Below are 18,422 nucleotides of genomic sequence, written 5' to 3'. Positions count from 1 at the left end.
GCTTTTCTATCGCTTTTTATCAAAACGCTCATATCACCAATTTAATCGCTAGTTGTAAGCGATTGGTCGAGTAAATACACACGCGCAAGAAAACCCATAACACTGAGTTTTACTTTTAATAGCAGGACATTATTATGCGTTTACTCATCACCCTTTTTATTTTAACCACACACATCGCATTTGCTGATGATAGACAAGCCGCCCTTGAGGCATCACATGCAAAAGCAGCAACAGTGCAAAACCCAAAAGCCATTTTGGTTACTGGTGCAAGTTCAGGCATTGGCCGAACAATCACTGAAACGTTAGCACGCCAAGGGCACTTTGTATTTGCTGGCGCACGCAAGCAAAAAGACATAGATGCATTGAACCAACTGACAAATGTGCAAGCAATACGGTTAGATGTAACCATTCAGTCAGATATCGATGCAGCAGTAAACACAGTCAAAGCGTCGGGCAAGCAGCTTCATGGCCTTGTTAATAATGCAGGGGTTGCGGTGTTTGGCCCATTAATTGAAATTTCAGAGCGTGACATTGATTTTCAAGACAACGTAAATGTAATGGGGCCATATCGAATCACTAAGGCGTTTGCGCCATTAATTATCGAAAACAAAGGGCGCATTGCCAATATCGGCTCTATTTCAGGGCTAATGTCGAGCACCATGTTCGGCCCTTACAGCATGACAAAACATGCCATCGAAGCATTTAGTGAGGCATTGTCATCAGAAATGCGTAAGTTTGATGTGAAAGTCAGTGTTATTGCGCCTGGAAATTACAATTCCAATATTATGAAAAACCTGAAACGTCGCTTGGAAAAACAAGGGCATCATTTTGCCAATTCGCGCTATCAGGATGAATACAAACGTTTTGCCAAATTTACCAACCCTGATCGCAGCCGTTTTAAGGCGCCCGATGATGTTGCCAATGCGGTTGTTAAAGCCCTATTCGATGAAACACCCCATTTGCGCTACCTAGTGGTACCCAACGAGCAAGAGGCCATGTTGCCAATTAAAAACACGCTCAAAAAAGTAGCAGAGCTTAATGCCTCACATGCGTTTACGTTTGATAAAAAACAGATGTTGGCGTGGCTGTCGCACGAAATCGACAAAGCAAATCAGTAGCGTGTAAGGAGTGATAGCATGACCAGTCAAACACGTAAGTTGAGTATTTCAGGTTTGTTAAACACCTTATCGCAGGTTAAATCGAACGAGCAAACCGCCACACTCGCGGCATTTATTATGGCGTTTATTTTAATGGCGGCATATTTTGTGCTGCGCCCAGTGCGAGATGCCCTTGCCAGCGATTGGAGCGACAGCGAGGTGAGTTTTTTATGGAATATGCAGTTTGTTATTAGCTTAGTGATTGTCTCTGTTTATGGCTTTGCGATTGATAAGCTTAAGTTTAAGTACATAGTGCCAACCGTTTATAGCTTATTTGCAGGCAGTTTTATCGCGTTTTATTTGTTAATGCCGCTATTTTCCTCCGCAGTATTGATTGAAAAAGCCTTTTATGTGTGGGTGAGCGCATTTAGCTTATTTCATATTTCGGTGTTTTGGAGCTTTATGTCCGACACCTTTAATCAAAAACAAAGCACGCGTTTATTTCCCATAATCGCAGCGGGCGCGAGTGCAGGGGCGATTATCGGCCCGTCTATTCCGTCACTTTTTGGCAGTGTATTAGATGAAGGGCAGCTTATGTTAATTGCCGCATCGGCCTTAATGCTGGTGGTGCCTCTCACTTTATATATTTACCGTTTAAAGCATAAGCAACTTCACAATACGCAGCATAGTTTTGATGCAACAACATCATCATTGGCGCAAGGCTGGGCAAGTGGGTTTAAATCACTTATTTCAAATCCAAAACTGTTAGGCATTGCCGCATTTATTTTGCTCTATGTGTTTATAGGCTCATTTATTTACTTTGAACAAAAGCAATTACTGGCACCTTTTCCGCGGGCAGAGCGCACACAAATATTGGCAAGCATTGATTGGTTTGTGAATGTGCTGACCTTTGTTATGGCGTTCTTTGTTTCTGGGCGCTTGGTTAAAAAGGCAGGGCTAGGTGTGTCTTTGGCGCTAGTGCCACTTTTGTTAATGGCTGGTTTATTGATTTTAGCATTTGCACCAAGCGTGATGGTGATTTTGGTGATTCAAATTGTACGCCGTGCAGGTAACTACTCACTTACCCGCCCTGCTAGAGAAATGCTGTTTACTCAAGTAACGGTAGATGAACGCTTTAAAGCAAAACCGGTAATTGATGTAGCCGTTTATCGTGGCGGCGATGCCGTAAGTGGCATGTTATTCGCGGGGTTAACCGATGGCTTAGGACTTGGATTATTTGCAGTCTCACTGGTGGGGGCGAGTATCGCATCACTTTGGGCGTTTTTTGGTTTTTTGCTCGGAAAAGGGTATTCGAACCCACATTTATCAAAAACAGAGAATGCTGAATTATCACCATTAGCAGCAAGCCGTTCCAATGCCTAAAGAGAGTGAACCAAAAACTTTTAAGGAGAAAAGATGCACGTTAATTATTTTATGCTGATGATGGTTTGTGTGAGCTTTTCATGTATTGCTTATGAACCGCTTTCACTCTCTCGATTACAAACACTGTTAACAGAACCTAATCGCTCAGATGTTGATAAACAGCACGATGCAAATAGAAAACCAGCCCAAATAATGCGTTTTGTTGGCGTTGCCAGCGGGCAGACCATACTTGATATTTACGCTGGTGGCGGTTGGTACAGCGAACTTTTCGCCCGTGCTGTGGGAGAGCAAGGTAAAGTCTATGCCCATAACGATACGCTTACTTGGCGCTTTGGCAAAAAAGAGATGTTGGCGCGCTCTAAGCGCCAAACGCTCAAAAATATGATGCGCCTTGACCAAGTCGCAATAAACGAGATTCCGCTGCCTTCGTCAAGCATTGATATTGCGTTTATGGGCATTAACTATCACGACTTATTTTTCACCCATCGAAATCGCAATGGTGAACGGCAAATTATGCGCGATAAGATTGTGGATTATCGAGAGGCCTTTAGCCATATAAAAAACTTACTTAAACCAGAAGGCGTGCTGATCATTATTGATCATCATGCTAAGGCGGGTTCTGGTTATGAAGCTGCTAATGATTTACACAGAATTGACGCAAATCTAGTGAAGCATCAGTTGCAATCACTGGGGTTTGTTTTAAAAGAAGAAGCCTTTTATTTGCAAAACCCAAACGATGATTTGGAACAATCGGTATTCGCGAAAGGCATTCGAGGTAAAACCAGTCGTTTTATTTTAAAGTTTGGTAAAGCAGAGTAACATTAGCGTTGGCAACAGTGTTTATTTAATAGTGGTTATTAAAAGTGCATATACAAAAGTAATGCCGTACATCAGCATTACTTTTACTTTTTATAAGGTGAGTACTTATTCGATTAAAGTAACTAGCCGTTACTTTAATCGTAACTGAATAAACTCTGCGAGTTTATCAACTGCGTGCGACTCTTCGCTTTGTTTGATTAAACTAATACCTACTTCGCCAAGCTCAGGCAGTTGGCTGGTGGATTTTGCCCAGTTTAAGTCGTTTGGTACTGTGTGTTTGGCAAGTACGGTAATGCCTAAGTTTTCTTTTAATGCAGCGCTAATGCCAGCAAGGTCGGCATTGGTATACACAATACGCCATTTTAATCCCGCTTTTTCCAGTGCTTCAATGGCGCGGCGGCGATAAATACAGCCTTCTTCTGCAGCAATAAGGTTAACTACTTCGGTATTAATGTTATTTACATCACCTACCCAAACTAGTTCATCATCCATAAAAATAGGGTATTTAGACTGCTCAGGGCCTTCCAGTAATGCCAATATTAAATCGTATTGTTCGCGGTTATCGCTGTGGCGCAGCTTTTTACTGAGCTCTGATTTTACCTCTAAGGCTACATCAGGGTAGAGGCTTACAAAATCGCCAATAATGGCAGGCAATACGGTTGCTGCAAATTCACTTGGAATACCCAAACGCACTTTACCTGCTAATACTTCAGAGCTAAATGTTTGCAAAATAGTGTCGTTTACTTGAAGCAACTGCTTTGCCAGTGGCATTAAAATTTCCCCATGCTGGTTAAGCACTTGGCGCTGGCCTTGTTTTTTAAACAGCTTGTTACCTAATAACTCTTCTAAACGCTTAATCTGCAAACTTACAGCAGGTTGCGATAAACCAAGCAATTCTCCTGCTTTGGCAAAACCGCCAACCTCAACAACAGTAATTAAGGTGCGCAAGCTATCAGTAGGGATATTTTTCATAAAGCACTCCAAACATTAGATTTTGAAATTTATTTTTGTTTGATGATTAGTATTATTTATCAATTTATAAAAAAATACAATTTGATTGTTGCAAGGTGGCCTAACATAATTTTGCTTGTTAATTTTCACTGGAGATTGGGCATGACAACACAGGTGCCTCACTTATTTGGTAGCCATCAAAATGCATACACGGGCGCAAACGAAATTGCGCAAATGAACGATCGCACCATTATTGATGTAACCGGCAGCGCTGCGTTACCGTATTTACAAACACTTATTTCCAGTGATGTACGCCATTTAACTGTGCCGGGAATGGGGCTTCGTTGCACAGCAAAAGTAAATGGCCATGAAATTGCGCTTGAGCTTTACTACTTTACTGAACTAGCGTTTCGTATTTTTGTTGATAACGACATTGCGCCAGCTTTGGTTGCTGCGTTAAGTGAAGGGGAAGAGTCGCACGATATTGATGTGATCACCCGTAACGATTTACGCATTTTAGCACTGCGTGGTGATAATGCCTTTAAAACGGTATTAAGCGAATTTGCACTAACACCTGGCATTATTTTAACCGGTGAGCAGCAAAGATACGCGCGCCAAGCGGGTAATGTGTTTTTAACGGCAACCCATTTAGAAAGCCACAAGGGCTACGAGCTAGTCGCAAAAAGCGACGAACTTGCTAAATGGCAAAGTCGATTTATTGCACTAGGCTTTAGCGAGCAAGCAGAATTACTAGTTTAAGCAAAGGCTTAACAAACTTAATGGCGGTTAGATTTACCGCTATTTTATATTTAGCGTTGTAATCAATTTAATAAATAAAAATTATTGAAATAAATTAATTACATAATGCGTAAAACTTATAACTTTTCTGGGTGCGAAAGCCATATTGTTTCGGTATAATCGCCGCCCATGTTATTCCCTCAACCGGACAATTGTCCTGTTGAAGCCACGCCGCACCGAGTGCGGGTAGATTTGAAAGTGTAGGAATATTATGACTTCAAAAACTGTATTACACGCCAAGCATCTTGAAGCGGGTGCAAAAATGGTTGATTTCCACGGCTGGGAAATGCCAATCAACTATGGTTCACAAATCGAAGAGCACCACGCTGTTCGCCAAGACGCAGGTATGTTCGACGTGTCACACATGACAATTGTTGACGTTAAAGGCGAAGATGCAAAACCTTTCTTACGTAAACTAGTAGCTAACGATGTAGAAAAACTACAAGTTGCAGGTAAAGCGTTATACACAGGTATGCTTAACGCCGAAGGCGGTGTAATTGACGACCTAATCATTTATTTCTTCACTGAGACTGAGTACCGCCTAGTGGTTAACTCAGCAACACGTGAAAAAGACTTAGCACACATTGGTGCTGTTGCAGCTGACTACAAAGTAGAAGTTACAGAGCGCCCAGAGTTTGCAATGATTGCGGTACAAGGCCCTAACGCAAAAGAAAAAACTGCTAAAGTACTTGATGCAGAACAACAAGCTGCAGTTGAAGGTATGAAACCATTCTTTGGCGTACAAGCGGGTGATTTATTTATCGCAACAACTGGCTATACTGGTGAAGAAGGTTATGAAATCGTAGTTCATAACGACGGTGCAGAGGCGCTATGGCAAGCACTTTTAGACGCAGGTGTTCGCCCAGCAGGTCTTGGTGCACGTGACACGCTACGTTTAGAAGCAGGTATGAACCTTTACGGCCTAGATATGGACGAAACGGTATCACCACTTGCAGCTAACATGGCATGGACACTAGCTTGGGAACCAGCAGATCGTGACTTTATCGGTCGTGACGTGGTTGCTAAGCAGCGCGAAGAACAAAGTACTGACAAATTAGTAGGTTTAGTACTTGAAGAAAAAGGTGTACTGCGTGCTGGCCTTAAAGTTATAGTGGAAGGCGGTGAAGGTGTAATTACATCGGGTACCTTCTCACCAACACTTGGTCACAGTATTGCACTTGCGCGTGTTCCACGTTCAACTGGCGAAACTGCACAAGTTGAAATGCGTAAAAAGCTGGTAGACGTTAAAGTTGTTAAGCCGTGCTTTGTACGTAATGGTAAATCAGTAATCTAAATCGATATGGGGTATTAATACCCCAAATACCACTATGGTATTTAAATTAATTTAAACCGAAGGATTTATAAGAATGAGCAATATCCCTGCCGATTTAAAATATGCATCTTCACACGAGTGGGTTCGCGCTGAAGGTAACGGTGTTTACTCAGTAGGTATCTCTGAGCACGCACAAGAGCTATTAGGTGATATGGTTTTCGTTGACCTACCAGACGTAGACGACGAAGTAGATGCAGGTGAAGACTGTGCAGTAGCAGAATCTGTAAAAGCAGCGTCTGATATTTACGCACCAATCTCAGGTACTATCGTTGAAATCAACGAAGAACTTGAAGATTCTCCAGAGACAGTTAACTCTGACCCTTACGGCGACGGTTGGTTATTCAAAATCAAAGCTTCTGACGAGTCAGAACTTGATAACCTACTAGACGCAGAAGGTTACGAAAATTCGATCGACGAAGACTAATTCTTCGTATAACGAATTGTAATGAAAAGCTCCAATTTTGGAGCTTTTCATGTTTTTACACTCAGTAAATATTTAAATCTTTTATTTAAAGATAAAAATTTTAAATATTTATTAAATTTTTGATTAGTAAAACCAATCATTCATACCGTTTATAAAGGTTGTTTGAAAGGTTGCCTAACTTTACTGAGCACACAGTATTGTTAGCTAGTCGTGTATGTAAATGCCATAGGAAGTTAGACACATGTCAAACGTAAAATCGCTTGAACAACTTGAGCAAAAGCAAGATTTTATCCGCCGTCATATCGGTCCGGACGCAAACCAGATGTCAGCAATGTTAGCTGAGCTGGGCGTATCAAGTGTTGAAGAGCTTATGAACGAAACCGTGCCTGCAAGTATTCGTTTAGAGCAAGGTCTTAGCATTGGTGAAAGCCGCACTGAAGTTGAAACACTTAGCTACTTAAAATCAGTAGCGAGCAAAAATAAGATTTTCAAATCTTACATTGGTCAGGGCTACCACCCAACGCACACACCTAACGTAATTTTACGTAACGTGTTAGAAAACCCAGGTTGGTACACAGCGTACACGCCATACCAGCCAGAAATCGCACAAGGTCGTTTAGAATCACTGCTTAACTTCCAAACGCTTTCTATGGATTTAACAGGTCTTGACCTTGCGTCTGCGTCACTACTTGACGAAGCAACTGCTGCTGCAGAAGCAATGGCACTTGCAAAGCGCGTATCTAAAGCGAAAAAAGCGAATCTTTTCTTTATTGCTGAAGACGTACACGCACAAACAATCGACGTTGTAGCAACGCGTGCTGAGCAGTTTGGTTTTGAAGTAGTTGTAGGCCCTGCAGCAGATGCAGTAAACCACGAAATCTTCGGTGCACTTTTCCAATACCCAAGCACTACAGGTGAAGTAGTAGACGTACAAGACCTAATCGCTGAAGTACAAAGCAAAAAAGCAATTGCCTGTGTGGCAGCAGACATCATGTCATTAGTACTGCTTAAAGCACCTGGTAAACTAGGCGCAGACGTAGTATTAGGTTCTGCACAGCGCTTTGGTGTACCAATGGGTTACGGTGGTCCTCACGCGGCATTCTTCGCAACACGCGATGCTTATAAGCGTTCACTTCCTGGCCGTATTATTGGTGTATCTAAAGACCGTTTAGGTAACGATGCACTACGTATGGCGATGCAAACTCGTGAGCAACACATCCGCCGTGAAAAAGCGAACTCAAACATTTGTACTGCGCAGGTGTTACTTGCAAACATGGCTGCATTCTACGCGGTTTACCACGGTGCAGAAGGCCTACGCACAATCGCATCACGCATTAACCGTTTTGCAAGCATTTTAGCAACAGGCTTAAAAGCAAAAGGCGTTTCGCTTAAGCACGACACCTGGTTTGACACCATCACTGTAACCAGCAACAAAGATGAAGTAGTTGCACGTGCACTTGCAGCAGAAGTTAACTTTGCAACTAACCACGCAGGTGAGTTCTCGGTTTCTGTGAACGAAACAACAACACGTGAAGACGTAGCTGAATTATTCGACATCATCCTTGGCGCAGGCCACGGCCTTGACGTTGCAGCACTTGATGCACAAGTAACTGCTGACAACATCACAGGTATTCCAGCTAGCCTAGTACGTGACGATGAATTCTTAACGCACCCTAATTTCAACAGCTACCACAGCGAAACTGAAATGCTGCGTTATATCAAGCGCCTAGAGAACAAAGACTTAGCGCTTAACCACTCAATGATCTCGCTTGGTTCATGTACCATGAAACTAAACGCGACAGCTGAGATGATCCCAATCACTTGGCCTGAGTTTGCAAACCTTCACCCATTCTGCCCGCTAGACCAAGCAGAAGGTTACCAAGTAATGATTAACGAGTTACACGACTGGTTAGTAAACATTACAGGTTACGATGCAGTATCACTACAACCTAACTCAGGTGCACAAGGTGAATACGCAGGTCTTATCGCAATTCGTAAATACCACGAGTCACGCGGCGAAGGTCACCGTAATGTGTGCTTAATTCCAAGTTCTGCACACGGTACTAACCCTGCATCAGCACAAATGGCAAGCATGAAAGTTGTGGTTGTTGAGTGTGATAAGCAAGGTAACGTTGACGTTGCTGACCTTAAAGCTAAAGCAGAAGAAGTTAACGAAAACCTATCTTGTATCATGATCACTTACCCGTCTACCCACGGTGTATTTGAAGATACAATTAAAGAGATTTGTGACGTTGTTCACCAGCACGGCGGCCAAGTTTACATGGACGGCGCGAACATGAACGCACAGGTTGGCGTAACTAGCCCAGGCTTTATCGGCTCTGACGTTTCGCACCTTAACCTACACAAAACATTCTGTATTCCACACGGTGGCGGTGGCCCAGGTGTTGGTCCAATTGGTGTTAAATCGCACCTTGCACCATTTATGCCTAACCACAGCGTTATTAACGTACCGGGTACAACTGAAGGTAACGGCGCAGTATCAGCAGCACCTTACGGCTCAGCAGCAATTCTACCTATTTCATGGGCATACATTGCAATGATGGGTTCTGAAGGCCTTAAGCAAGCAACTGAAACAGCGATTGTGAATGCAAACTACCTAACTGAAAAGTTAAGCGAGCACTACCCAATTTTATACCGCGGCCAAAACAACCGCGTTGCGCACGAGTGTATTGTTGACTTACGCCCACTTAAAGAAAGCTCAGGCATTTCTGAAATGGACGTAGCAAAACGCTTAATGGACTATGGTTTCCACGCACCAACAATGTCGTTCCCAGTAGCGGGCACGCTAATGATTGAGCCAACTGAATCAGAAAGCAAAGTAGAGATTGATCGTTTCATTGAAGCAATGATCTCAATCCGTAAGGAAATTGCAAAAGTTGAATCAGGCGAGTGGACAGTAGAAAACAACCCATTAGTATTTGCACCGCACACGCAAGCTGACGTACTAGGCAACGAGTGGGAGCGTGCATACGACCGCTTCTACGCAGCATTCCCAGTACCAGCGGTAGCAAAAGACAAGTTCTGGCCAACAGTAACACGTATTGATGACGTGTTCGGTGACCGTAACTTGATCTGTTCTTGCCCTGCGGTTGATACGTATCGTGATGAGTAATTAACTGATTTAGTTATAGAATGTAATAAAAAGCAGCCTAATGGCTGCTTTTTTTGTTTGGGGAATTGGGGTAGGAACCCTAGGTTATTGATTTATATTATTTATTTAGATATGTTGAACATCTAAGTTTCTATATAGAATTAACCATTTTAAATGGAAGTTAAATGAAAGAAGTTAAAATTAATAAACCCATAACCTGTTTAAAAGTAACAATAAACTCTTTATTAGAGAAAGCTAAAAGAACCAATAAATTTGAGTTACAGGGTTGGTTAGAAGATGAGAATAACCTAAAAGCAGCTCATAAAAAGCTTAAAAATGAACAGCTTGTTAGTACATTTATTGATCCTGATGATAAAAATAAAGTACAAAACTTTTTCTATCCCATTACCGTTCAATGTACAAAAAATAAAATTATTCAATTGATAGAACTTATCAAAGTTAATGGTAATAATGGAATTTTGATCCAGGGAAGGTTAGGCCAAGGGAAATCAATTCTTCTGAGGTATCTGCAATTCTTAGAACTAAATATGGGAGAATCAATTCCTATATTCTTAGAACTTAGAAAGATTAAAAGACCTTCAGAATTAATTAGTTCGGCTCGTGAGAAATTGAACTCGTTAGGTTTCAGTTGTTCAGAAAAATTGTTCCAATTCCTGTTAGATAATGGTGGCGTATCTTTATTTTTTGATGGTTTTGACGAAACCCCTCTCGAGGAGAGGAATGATTATAATGATATGTTAACTAATATTTGTTGCATGTACCCAAATACTAAAGTGTTAGTGACAAGTAGGCATAATACTGAGATTAAAACTAACCCGAATTTTAAAAATTATTCAATTTCTTTACTTAATCAGGAGAATCAAGAAGGGTTTATAAAGAAGATTTTAGCAAAGGAAAACCTTTATAAACCTATATTAGAGAAAATGGCAGCTTCTAAGGAGTTTGACTATACCGTTCTTGATACCCCATTATTACTTACTTGGTTCATTTTAGTCTATCAACGGCGTTATAAAATACCAAAAACTAAACTTGGATTTTATGAGGACCTTTTCTCGGCAATACTATCAAGGCATGATGGAATGAAGGAAAGCCTTGATAGATCTACTAGATCTAAGTTGTCAGATGATGAAATAAAGGAGGTATTTATTACACTCTGTTATTTGAGTCGGAAAAGCCAAATAAGAGTTTTTAGTAAAGATGACATTATTTCATTGATACGTAAAGCACTAAATATTTGTAAGTTTCTTACAGTAAAACCTGCTGATTATTTATATGACTTGACGCACATAGCTTGTCTGATTGTTGAAGATGGCTTGGATTATGAGTTTATTCATGAAAGTGTAGTACAATATTTCAGTGCTAGATTTTTAAAAAAATCAACAGAAGAAAATGCTAAAAAGTTCTATGAGAACAGAATTAAGGATTGGAAAACTTTTGAAGGTGAGTTGTCTTTTCTGATTGATATTGATCAGATACGATTTGCAAAATATTTTTATGTGCCTAGTATTCTAGATTTTTTAAAGAAAAATGTAGATAGAGAAACGGTGAGTAATAACCTACTTGATAAAATATTTGCTGGTAGTGTAGTAGCCACTGAACTAAAAAGCACAGATAAACAGTACTCCATTATATCAATTATTACTGAGCCAAACGAAAATTATGCAATAACTCGTATATTAAGTTTGAACGAATATGGTTATATTCACGAATTACTCACATATGTACTTAAAGAATTAGACAAACCACATAAAAACTTACAGAAGTCATTCTCAAAGTTGCTAATAAGTGATGAAGCCATTTCGTTATCAAAATTTACTTATTTCGATTTTCTGTCTTGTTTAGTGTCTGGCGATCTTAAAGATCATGTTTATGACCTAATAAGGGATAATGTAATTGACAAAATCTACAAAGACTTGCATAAGTTTGAGCAAGTCATAAAGCATGATGATTCATTACAGGATTTGTATGCATGAATATGTGGGGTATAGCAAAATCACTAGCTACTGGTCAATTGATAAATTCGAGCGCTATTTGGATTTTTATTGTACCAGCAATAGCAAAACTTTCAGAAACCGTAAATCATCAGTTTTGGCAGTTTACTATGGTTGCCCCAAATAGTTTACTTTTGCTTTATTTTAGTGCAATAGCTTTCTTCCTCTCTTCATTAATTTATAAAATTCGATGTCCTGAGTTAATAAAAAACGTTAATAATTTTAGTGATTTTGAAAGTTTTGGCATGACAGTTTTTAATATTTCAAAGACCCTAGAGAATTTAAATGGAAAGAAGAGTGAAGAGCTAAGTTCGATATTAAAAGACTCTGTAGATGTTGCAACTGCAAATGATATTGATGAGAACAATACTTTTACTTTATCTATGGGAAAAAATAATAATGTTTTTACTTTTTTGAAGAATGATTTAAATGAAGTTTTTTGGGTTGTTTATTCTTTTCACAGTAGTCAAAGAAGAATAGCTCAAAGTATGTTTTTTCTTTTTTTTAGTATTGGGATTGTATTGCTCTCAGTCTTATTCATTAAAAACTTAATAGTAGTTTTGCAAAGTTTAATATAAAGAAATTGAAAATAACAAAGACACCCACTCTAATTTGATTTAGTTTGGGTGTTTTTCTATGTTTAAGGGAGTTAACACTTCTTAAGGATGAGAGGGAACCATTGGGGTCAGGAACCATTGGGGTCAGGTCTTGCATTGTGCACCGATGATAAAACGGTTCGGTTAGTTTTTTAAAAGGTTAGCTATACTTTAGCTAACCTTTTTTGTTTGTTGGGGCTTAAGGATGAGTCGACCTCTTAGATTGGAGTTTGCAGGTGCGCTCTACCACGTTACTTCCCGTGGTAATGAGCGAAAGCCTATCTTTCGCAATGAATCAGATTTTACGACTTTCATTGAAGTATTTAGTGATGTTTGTGACCGTTACAATTGGGTAATTCATGCTTATTGCTTGATGACGAATCACTACCACTTATTGATTGAAACACCCGATGCTAATTTGTCTAAAGGCATGAGACAGCTAAATGGTGTTTATACACAACGTTTTAATCGAAACTATCAACGAGTAGGGCACTTATTTCAGGGGCGCTATAAAAGTATTTTGGTGGATAAAGATAGTTATTTACTCGAACTGTGCCGATATATTGTTTTAAATCCTGTTAGGGCGAAAGGTATGGTTGACCATCCTAGTGAATGGCAGTGGAGTAGTTATCATGAAACTATAGGTATGCGAGAAGCTCCAGAATGGTTGGCTGTTGATGCATTACTGCGTATGTTTGCAACAACAAAATAACAAAGACACCCACTCTAATTTGATTTAGTTTGGGTGTTTTTCTATGTTTAGGGTAGGTAACACTTCTTAAGGATGAGAAGTCATGGCGGTTCCAAGAAAACAGCAAATCAGTCTGGTTGATACTCCTTTCTATCATTGTATTTCTCGCTGCGTACGCCGAGCGTTTTTATGTGGCGAAGATAAAGTAACAGGGCAGTCGTTTGAGCACCGACGAGCTTGGGTTGAAGATAAGCTACTTGAGTTGACCAAGGTGTTTTGTATTGATGTTTGTGCTTATGCCGTAATGAGCAATCACACTCACATTGTATTGTGTGTCGATGAGAAAAAAGCAAAGCGGTTAAAGCAAAAAGCCATCATTATTCGCTGGCATAAATTGTTTAAGGGTAATTTGCTTACGCAAAAATACCTATCTGGTGAGCAGCTAAACCCATCTGAGCAATTTACACTTGATGATATTACTCAAGTTTTCCGCAATCGCTTAATGGATATTAGCTGGTTTATGCGAGTGCTCAATGAAGATATTGCGCGTAAAGCTAATTTTGAAGATAACTGCACTGGTAGATTTTGGGAAGGTCGCTTCAAATCCCAAGCATTACTGGATGAAGCTGCACTTGCAGCCTGTATGGCATACGTTGACCTAAATCCAATACGAGCAAAGATTGCAAACACACCTGAGGGTTCAGAATACACAAGCATTCAACAAAGAATAAAAGCAGCGTTAACAGGTAAACAACCAAAACCACTTATGAAATTTATTGGCAACCCAAGAAAGCACATGCCAAAGGGATTGCCGTTTGAATTGAAAAGCTACTTAGAACTTGTTGAACTAACGGGACGTATTCTTCGAGAGGATAAACGCGGTGTAATCCCAAGCGACACACCTCAGATATTAACCCGTTTATCAATAACACCTGAAAATTGGCTAAAGCTCACTACGCAATTTACCAAAGCATTTCATGGTGCAGTTGGCAAACCAGAGCATTTAATTGATTACTGCGAGCACTTAGAAAAGAAGCGACGACCTAATGTGGCCAATTCTATAAAATTACTTGCTTAATTAATCGCGAAATTCAATCAACATCGTAAACAAAAATGCTCACCAAAAAGGTAAAGGTTTATGGGGAGGATATTATCTCTCGATAAGATTTATACATCAAAGTGTAGTGGCATTGTTAATTTTGGCCACCTAATTAGAGCTAAAGCTATCTCATAGACAACTCACAAGTATCATTAAGCATGTTATAAACAGCTAATAACAAAGATATTGCAATAATTTAAAAAGAGCGGGTTATCCGCTCTTTTTAAAGATTAGAACTTGTAAGTCACGCCGAATGAAAATGAATCGTGATCAATTTTAGCGCTGCTTTCTCCAACGTCGATTTCGAAATCAGGATGTAAGCTGTAATCTGCATAAACTGCCCAGTTTTCATTAAAGTTATACTGTGCACCTAAACCAAAACCCACGCCAGAATCTGAAAATGCAAACGAACCTCGAGACGGTATGCCCGTTGTTGCACCATTTTCGTCTAACCGGAATTCTACAAATTCGCCTTTAATTTCTGTGTCCAGATACGAAGCATAAGCAAATACGCTAAATGCATCGCTGATAGGGTAAGTGCCTTTGGCTTTTAGTGACCATTGGCTGTCGATGTCCACATACTCTTGTGTGAAATAGTAGGCATCTTTTGCTTCAAACAAATCATCGTTTGAAGAAACAACAACGCTAGCTTCAACAGAGAAGTACTGGTTTACTTGATAACCAGCAACTAGGTCAACAGTTTTAACACTGAAAGAACCGGCATCAGCCTCATTTGGGGAAAGTTTTTGGTTGTTATAGGCTGCGCCTAAATAAATGCCATTCGCTAGCGCTGATGAGCTTAATCCTGCTAATGCTAGCGATGAAACAAGTAATACTACCTTTTTCATAATGATCCTTACTAATTAATAGGTTGAGTAATTTTCGGCATTATATTGCTCAATCAGCGCGTTGTATCCTCAATGTTGTAACTAATTGTAATAGAAAATGCTTTTTATAATTTTGAATGAAGAACATCCCAATAAATGCGGAATTAGTGCGCGTTGATTTTGCAATAGTTACTTGGCTGTTGTAGTTTGTTGCTTTTGAAGTGATATGTGATCTGCATAGGAATGCAATGAGTAGTGCTATTAATATTTTATACGTTGAAGATGATGTTGCCAGTGCACAAATTTTAACCCTCTATCTTGAAAAGCAAGGTTACCGAGTTAGTCACTTTGATAATGCAGTCGATGCTCAGCGGGCGCTCGATAACTTGGCGTTTCAGTTAGCTATTTTCGACGTTATGATGCCAGGAGGTGATGGTTTCTCTTTATTAAAAAATGCGGCGAAAAAAGACATACCCAGCATTATGGTGACGGCAAAGGTAACTGAAAGCGACCGCATTCACGGCTTTGACTTAGGCGCTGATGATTATGTGTGTAAACCCTACAGCCCAAGAGAAGTGGTATCGCGTGTTCAAGCATTACTTAAACGCAGTTACAAGCATACAGGAGCGCACCAAGTATGGTCGTTCGGCCAGTTAGAAATTGATGTCGATGCCAAATTGGTAAAATTGGCTGGCGAACATTTAAAACTTACCGCTGTTGAGTTTGCCATAATGGTTAGTTTAGTGACTCATGCAAAGCGTATTATATCGCGTGAACAACTGATTGATCTCGTGTGGCAAGGGCGCAGCGATATCACCGATAGAGCAGTCGATACCCATTTAGCTAACTTACGTAAAAAACTGGGTGATAGTAAAAAAGATCCAACCTATATTGCCACACACTATGGTCAAGGTTATCAGTTTGTTGCGGCTAAAACACAATGAAATTACGTACCAAATTTACGCTATTAGTTGCTAGTTGCACTTTTGTATTGTTGGGAATTTATTACTTGTTAAGTGTATACACAGCAAGTAATGCATTTGTCGAGTTTAACCAAAAAAGTGTTGTACAAATGACCACCGAGTTACTAGATGATGATGAAGTGGAAGCGCAGATTACTTCGTTGCCCCCCAATTTGTCTGTTCAGCAACAATATACCGCGCTATCTCATGTCTTTACTGAGCAGTTATTTATTTTGGTGCAAAATGAGCGTGTTATTTTGCCAATAGAAAGTGCGACCGATTTACAGATTACTTATATTGATGTGGAGCGCGGTCATCAGTTTAAAATAGCACCGCTCAATCAGTCTCCATTATTAATTCAATTCAGCCAGGAACAGTTACTACTGAATGACCAAACGGGTGAATATGCATTATTCTGGTTACCCAAAAACACGCTGGAGCGAAAGCACCAACAGTCTTTGCTGATGTCGCGCTTGGCCGATGAATTTATGCTGAGTTTGCTTGGTTTATCTTTGCTTGCTGCGCTGCTATCTTGGTTGGGCGCATGGTACTTTTTAAAGCCGCTAAAACACCTTAAACACAGTTTTAAAGATATTGAAAATGGCAATTTAGACACCCGTATTGAAGTAACCAAACACGATGAGGTAGGTGAAATCCTAGCCAGTTTCAACCGCCTTGCTGCGTGGTTGCAAGGGTTACATCAGCAATATCGACAAATGAATTCAGACCTTTCTCATGAACTACGTACTCCGCTCAATGCCATTCGTTCTCGCATTGAAGCAATGGAAGACGGAATATTACCGATGGAGCCTGAGCAGCTAAGCGTACTTGGTAAAGAGGTTGAATCACTGAGTCAGTTAATTGATGACTTAAGCCTATTATCGCTGACCGAATCAAATCAGCTAACCTTACAATTTGAAGAAGTTGATATTACACGGCTTATTACTGATTTAATGGCTAAGTATCAGCTTCAGGCAAGTTCGCTTGGCATTGTGTTTACATCGGATTTAGCACCAAACACTAAGTTAGTCACCGATGCTAAAAGACTGAGGCAAATATTGGTGAACTTACTTGATAATGCGTTTAAATACGGCTCAGCTGGACAGTTTATTAAAGTAAGTCTATACGCTTGTGACACGTATGTTGATATTGCCGTAGAGGACCATGGTGAGGGCATGTCGCAAACTCAATTAGACAATATCTTTGAGCGCTTTTACCGAGTACAAACGTCTCGTAACGATACCAATAGCTTAGGGCTCGGTTTGCCTATTTGTAAGCAACTTGCGGAGCTCTTAAGTGCAACATTGACGGTAGTAAGTGAACCAAATAAAGGCGCAAAGTTTTCATTAAGGCTTTTTAAAAAATCTTGATAATTGCTTAACAATTGCTTTTTAAAGTACACCTAACAAAACAAAGAATAACAAAGCAGGTAATTTATGAAAGCAATATTAAGTACAGTAATTATGGGCATTATGAGTTTCTCAACTAATGCAAATGAAGAGAACACTAAACCGGTTACAATGCCAATGCAGTTCACACAATATGGCCATGTTATGGTGGATGCTCAGTTAAATAATGCCGACACAGTACCTATGGTTTTGGATACCGCAGCTACTTCAGGAGTTATTTCAAATAGCCTATTAAATGAGTTGGCATTGCCAGAAAGCGCACTCGAAAAAGAAGAAGTGACCAGTGCAACAAGCAAAATGACTCTCACGCAAGCGAATGTCAATACAACCCGTGTTGGCCATACTGCGGTGATGGATTTACCTTACATCACACAAGATTTAACCGTGCTTAAAACCGCACAAGGTAAAGTGCCGGGTATTTTAGGGTATGGATTTTTAGAAAAACACTGCACCGTTTTAGACTTTGTTAAAAGTGAAGTGACTTTTTACGCACAAACCTGTTCAGAGCAAGTTACGCATGGTTTAAAATCGCAAGCGTTTTGGCTTGATGAAGAATTTATTAAGTTTAACGTTGAGTTTAATGGCCACAATGTTGATGCGGTGTTAGATACAGGTGCACCGATAAACATCATTAACTCTCACTTATTGGCAAAGCTTGACGTTGAGAAAAAAGACAAAGAAGATCTTAAGGGCCTTCATGGCAAAGCAATACAAAAACAAAAGTTAGGTGAGGTTAGTTTTAATATTGGTGAACATACCGTAACTAGCGCTAAAACAACGGTTTCTGATATGCCAGTATTTAAAAAACTCGGCTATGAAAATAAGCCTGTAATACTAATGGGCCTTGCAGATTTCAAAGGCGGAAAATTGGTCATCGACTATCAAGCCAAGCATATTTATTTTTAAATC

Annotated in this window: 16 protein-coding genes; 14 read left to right on the top strand and 2 right to left on the bottom strand. The window is 40.0% G+C overall.

The features are described 5' to 3' along the window. Positions 1-134 precede the first annotated feature (134 nt). Genes AC2IOM_RS17575 through AC2IOM_RS17565 form a run of 3 tightly spaced genes read left to right on the top strand, consistent with a single transcriptional unit; the run spans position 135 to position 3,299 of the window. Entirely contained in the window at positions 135-1,118 is a 984-nt protein-coding gene (locus tag AC2IOM_RS17575) for an SDR family oxidoreductase (protein WP_486360645.1), read from the top strand. A gap of 18 nt (positions 1,119-1,136) precedes the next feature. After that, a complete protein-coding gene (locus AC2IOM_RS17570; RefSeq protein ID WP_486360644.1) occupies positions 1,137-2,480 on the top strand; it encodes an NTP/NDP exchange transporter in 1,344 nt (447 codons plus the stop codon). Between the two features lie 33 nt (positions 2,481-2,513). Further along, positions 2,514-3,299, top strand: coding sequence for a class I SAM-dependent methyltransferase (locus tag AC2IOM_RS17565; protein ID WP_486360643.1), 786 nt, complete (start codon positions 2,514-2,516; stop codon positions 3,297-3,299). A gap of 129 nt (positions 3,300-3,428) precedes the next feature. On the opposite strand, the gene AC2IOM_RS17560 is transcribed toward AC2IOM_RS17565, so the two are convergent. Then, on the bottom strand, positions 3,429-4,271 hold the full coding sequence (locus AC2IOM_RS17560) for a LysR family transcriptional regulator (protein WP_372771467.1): 843 nt from the start codon (positions 4,269-4,271) through the stop codon (positions 3,429-3,431). A 141-nt stretch (positions 4,272-4,412) separates the two neighbouring features. Between AC2IOM_RS17560 and AC2IOM_RS17555 the strand changes: the two genes are divergently transcribed. The 8 genes from AC2IOM_RS17555 (at position 4,413) to AC2IOM_RS17520 (ending at position 14,294) form a co-directional block, all read left to right on the top strand. Next, the gene (locus AC2IOM_RS17555; protein ID WP_486360642.1) at positions 4,413-5,009 is read left to right on the top strand and encodes a hypothetical protein; all 597 of its coding nucleotides are present in this window, start codon (positions 4,413-4,415) and stop codon (positions 5,007-5,009) included. Between the two features lie 250 nt (positions 5,010-5,259). Beyond that, entirely contained in the window at positions 5,260-6,342 is a 1,083-nt protein-coding gene (gene gcvT, locus AC2IOM_RS17550; protein WP_421973375.1) for a glycine cleavage system aminomethyltransferase GcvT, read from the top strand. A 73-nt stretch (positions 6,343-6,415) separates the two neighbouring features. Beyond that, positions 6,416-6,805, top strand: coding sequence for a glycine cleavage system protein GcvH (gcvH, locus tag AC2IOM_RS17545; protein WP_010558681.1), 390 nt, complete (start codon positions 6,416-6,418; stop codon positions 6,803-6,805). Between the two features lie 241 nt (positions 6,806-7,046). Further along, positions 7,047-9,938, top strand: coding sequence for an aminomethyl-transferring glycine dehydrogenase (gcvP, locus tag AC2IOM_RS17540; protein ID WP_486360641.1), 2,892 nt, complete (start codon positions 7,047-7,049; stop codon positions 9,936-9,938). 164 nt (positions 9,939-10,102) lie between these two features. Further along, a complete protein-coding gene (locus AC2IOM_RS17535; protein WP_486360640.1) occupies positions 10,103-11,911 on the top strand; it encodes an NACHT domain-containing protein in 1,809 nt (602 codons plus the stop codon). Next, positions 11,908-12,507, top strand: coding sequence for a hypothetical protein (locus AC2IOM_RS17530; RefSeq protein ID WP_486360639.1), 600 nt, complete (start codon positions 11,908-11,910; stop codon positions 12,505-12,507). Before AC2IOM_RS17535 ends, AC2IOM_RS17530 begins: the two co-directional genes overlap by 4 nt. Before the next feature lie 223 nt (positions 12,508-12,730). Continuing rightward, entirely contained in the window at positions 12,731-13,237 is a 507-nt protein-coding gene (locus AC2IOM_RS17525; protein ID WP_486360638.1) for an REP-associated tyrosine transposase, read from the top strand. A gap of 82 nt (positions 13,238-13,319) precedes the next feature. After that, positions 13,320-14,294 carry a transposase gene (locus AC2IOM_RS17520; RefSeq protein WP_486360637.1) on the top strand — a complete coding sequence of 325 codons (975 nt, stop codon included), beginning with the start codon at positions 13,320-13,322 and terminating at the stop codon, positions 14,292-14,294. A gap of 251 nt (positions 14,295-14,545) precedes the next feature. On the opposite strand, the gene AC2IOM_RS17515 is transcribed toward AC2IOM_RS17520, so the two are convergent. Beyond that, entirely contained in the window at positions 14,546-15,163 is a 618-nt protein-coding gene (locus tag AC2IOM_RS17515) for an outer membrane beta-barrel protein (protein ID WP_486360636.1), read from the bottom strand. Between the two features lie 227 nt (positions 15,164-15,390). On the opposite strand from AC2IOM_RS17515, the gene AC2IOM_RS17510 reads away from it, so the two are divergent. From AC2IOM_RS17510 to AC2IOM_RS17500, 3 genes are all read left to right on the top strand, one after another. Beyond that, entirely contained in the window at positions 15,391-16,086 is a 696-nt protein-coding gene (locus tag AC2IOM_RS17510; RefSeq protein WP_486360635.1) for a response regulator transcription factor, read from the top strand. Next, a complete protein-coding gene (locus AC2IOM_RS17505) occupies positions 16,083-17,474 on the top strand; it encodes a sensor histidine kinase (RefSeq protein WP_486360634.1) in 1,392 nt (463 codons plus the stop codon). Before AC2IOM_RS17510 ends, AC2IOM_RS17505 begins: the two co-directional genes overlap by 4 nt. Positions 17,475-17,540: 66 nt before the next feature. Further along, positions 17,541-18,419 (top strand): aspartyl protease family protein, encoded by an 879-nt coding sequence (locus AC2IOM_RS17500; RefSeq protein WP_486360633.1) that lies wholly within the window; start codon positions 17,541-17,543, stop codon positions 18,417-18,419. Positions 18,420-18,422 lie beyond the last annotated feature (3 nt).

Source organism: Pseudoalteromonas sp. NS-SX12 (assembly GCF_057367955.1).
The sequence above is the reverse complement of the archived record's forward strand: the minus strand, read 5'-3'. Positions and strand labels throughout refer to the sequence as shown.

Excerpts from the sequence above, each read along its gene's own strand:
- AC2IOM_RS17575 (WP_486360645.1), top strand. The coding sequence starts at position 135 with ATGCGTTTACTCATCACCCTTTTTATTTTAACCACACACATCGCATTT.
- AC2IOM_RS17570 (WP_486360644.1), top strand. The coding sequence starts at position 1,137 with ATGACCAGTCAAACACGTAAGTTGAGTATTTCAGGTTTGTTAAACACC.
- AC2IOM_RS17565 (WP_486360643.1), top strand. The coding sequence starts at position 2,514 with ATGCACGTTAATTATTTTATGCTGATGATGGTTTGTGTGAGCTTTTCA.
- AC2IOM_RS17560 (WP_372771467.1), bottom strand. The coding sequence starts at position 4,271 with ATGAAAAATATCCCTACTGATAGCTTGCGCACCTTAATTACTGTTGTT.
- AC2IOM_RS17555 (WP_486360642.1), top strand. The coding sequence starts at position 4,413 with ATGACAACACAGGTGCCTCACTTATTTGGTAGCCATCAAAATGCATAC.
- gcvT (WP_421973375.1), top strand. The coding sequence starts at position 5,260 with ATGACTTCAAAAACTGTATTACACGCCAAGCATCTTGAAGCGGGTGCA.
- gcvH (WP_010558681.1), top strand. The coding sequence starts at position 6,416 with ATGAGCAATATCCCTGCCGATTTAAAATATGCATCTTCACACGAGTGG.
- gcvP (WP_486360641.1), top strand. The coding sequence starts at position 7,047 with ATGTCAAACGTAAAATCGCTTGAACAACTTGAGCAAAAGCAAGATTTT.
- AC2IOM_RS17535 (WP_486360640.1), top strand. The coding sequence starts at position 10,103 with ATGAAAGAAGTTAAAATTAATAAACCCATAACCTGTTTAAAAGTAACA.
- AC2IOM_RS17530 (WP_486360639.1), top strand. The coding sequence starts at position 11,908 with ATGAATATGTGGGGTATAGCAAAATCACTAGCTACTGGTCAATTGATA.
- AC2IOM_RS17525 (WP_486360638.1), top strand. The coding sequence starts at position 12,731 with ATGAGTCGACCTCTTAGATTGGAGTTTGCAGGTGCGCTCTACCACGTT.
- AC2IOM_RS17520 (WP_486360637.1), top strand. The coding sequence starts at position 13,320 with ATGGCGGTTCCAAGAAAACAGCAAATCAGTCTGGTTGATACTCCTTTC.
- AC2IOM_RS17515 (WP_486360636.1), bottom strand. The coding sequence starts at position 15,163 with ATGAAAAAGGTAGTATTACTTGTTTCATCGCTAGCATTAGCAGGATTA.
- AC2IOM_RS17510 (WP_486360635.1), top strand. The coding sequence starts at position 15,391 with ATGAGTAGTGCTATTAATATTTTATACGTTGAAGATGATGTTGCCAGT.
- AC2IOM_RS17505 (WP_486360634.1), top strand. The coding sequence starts at position 16,083 with ATGAAATTACGTACCAAATTTACGCTATTAGTTGCTAGTTGCACTTTT.
- AC2IOM_RS17500 (WP_486360633.1), top strand. The coding sequence starts at position 17,541 with ATGAAAGCAATATTAAGTACAGTAATTATGGGCATTATGAGTTTCTCA.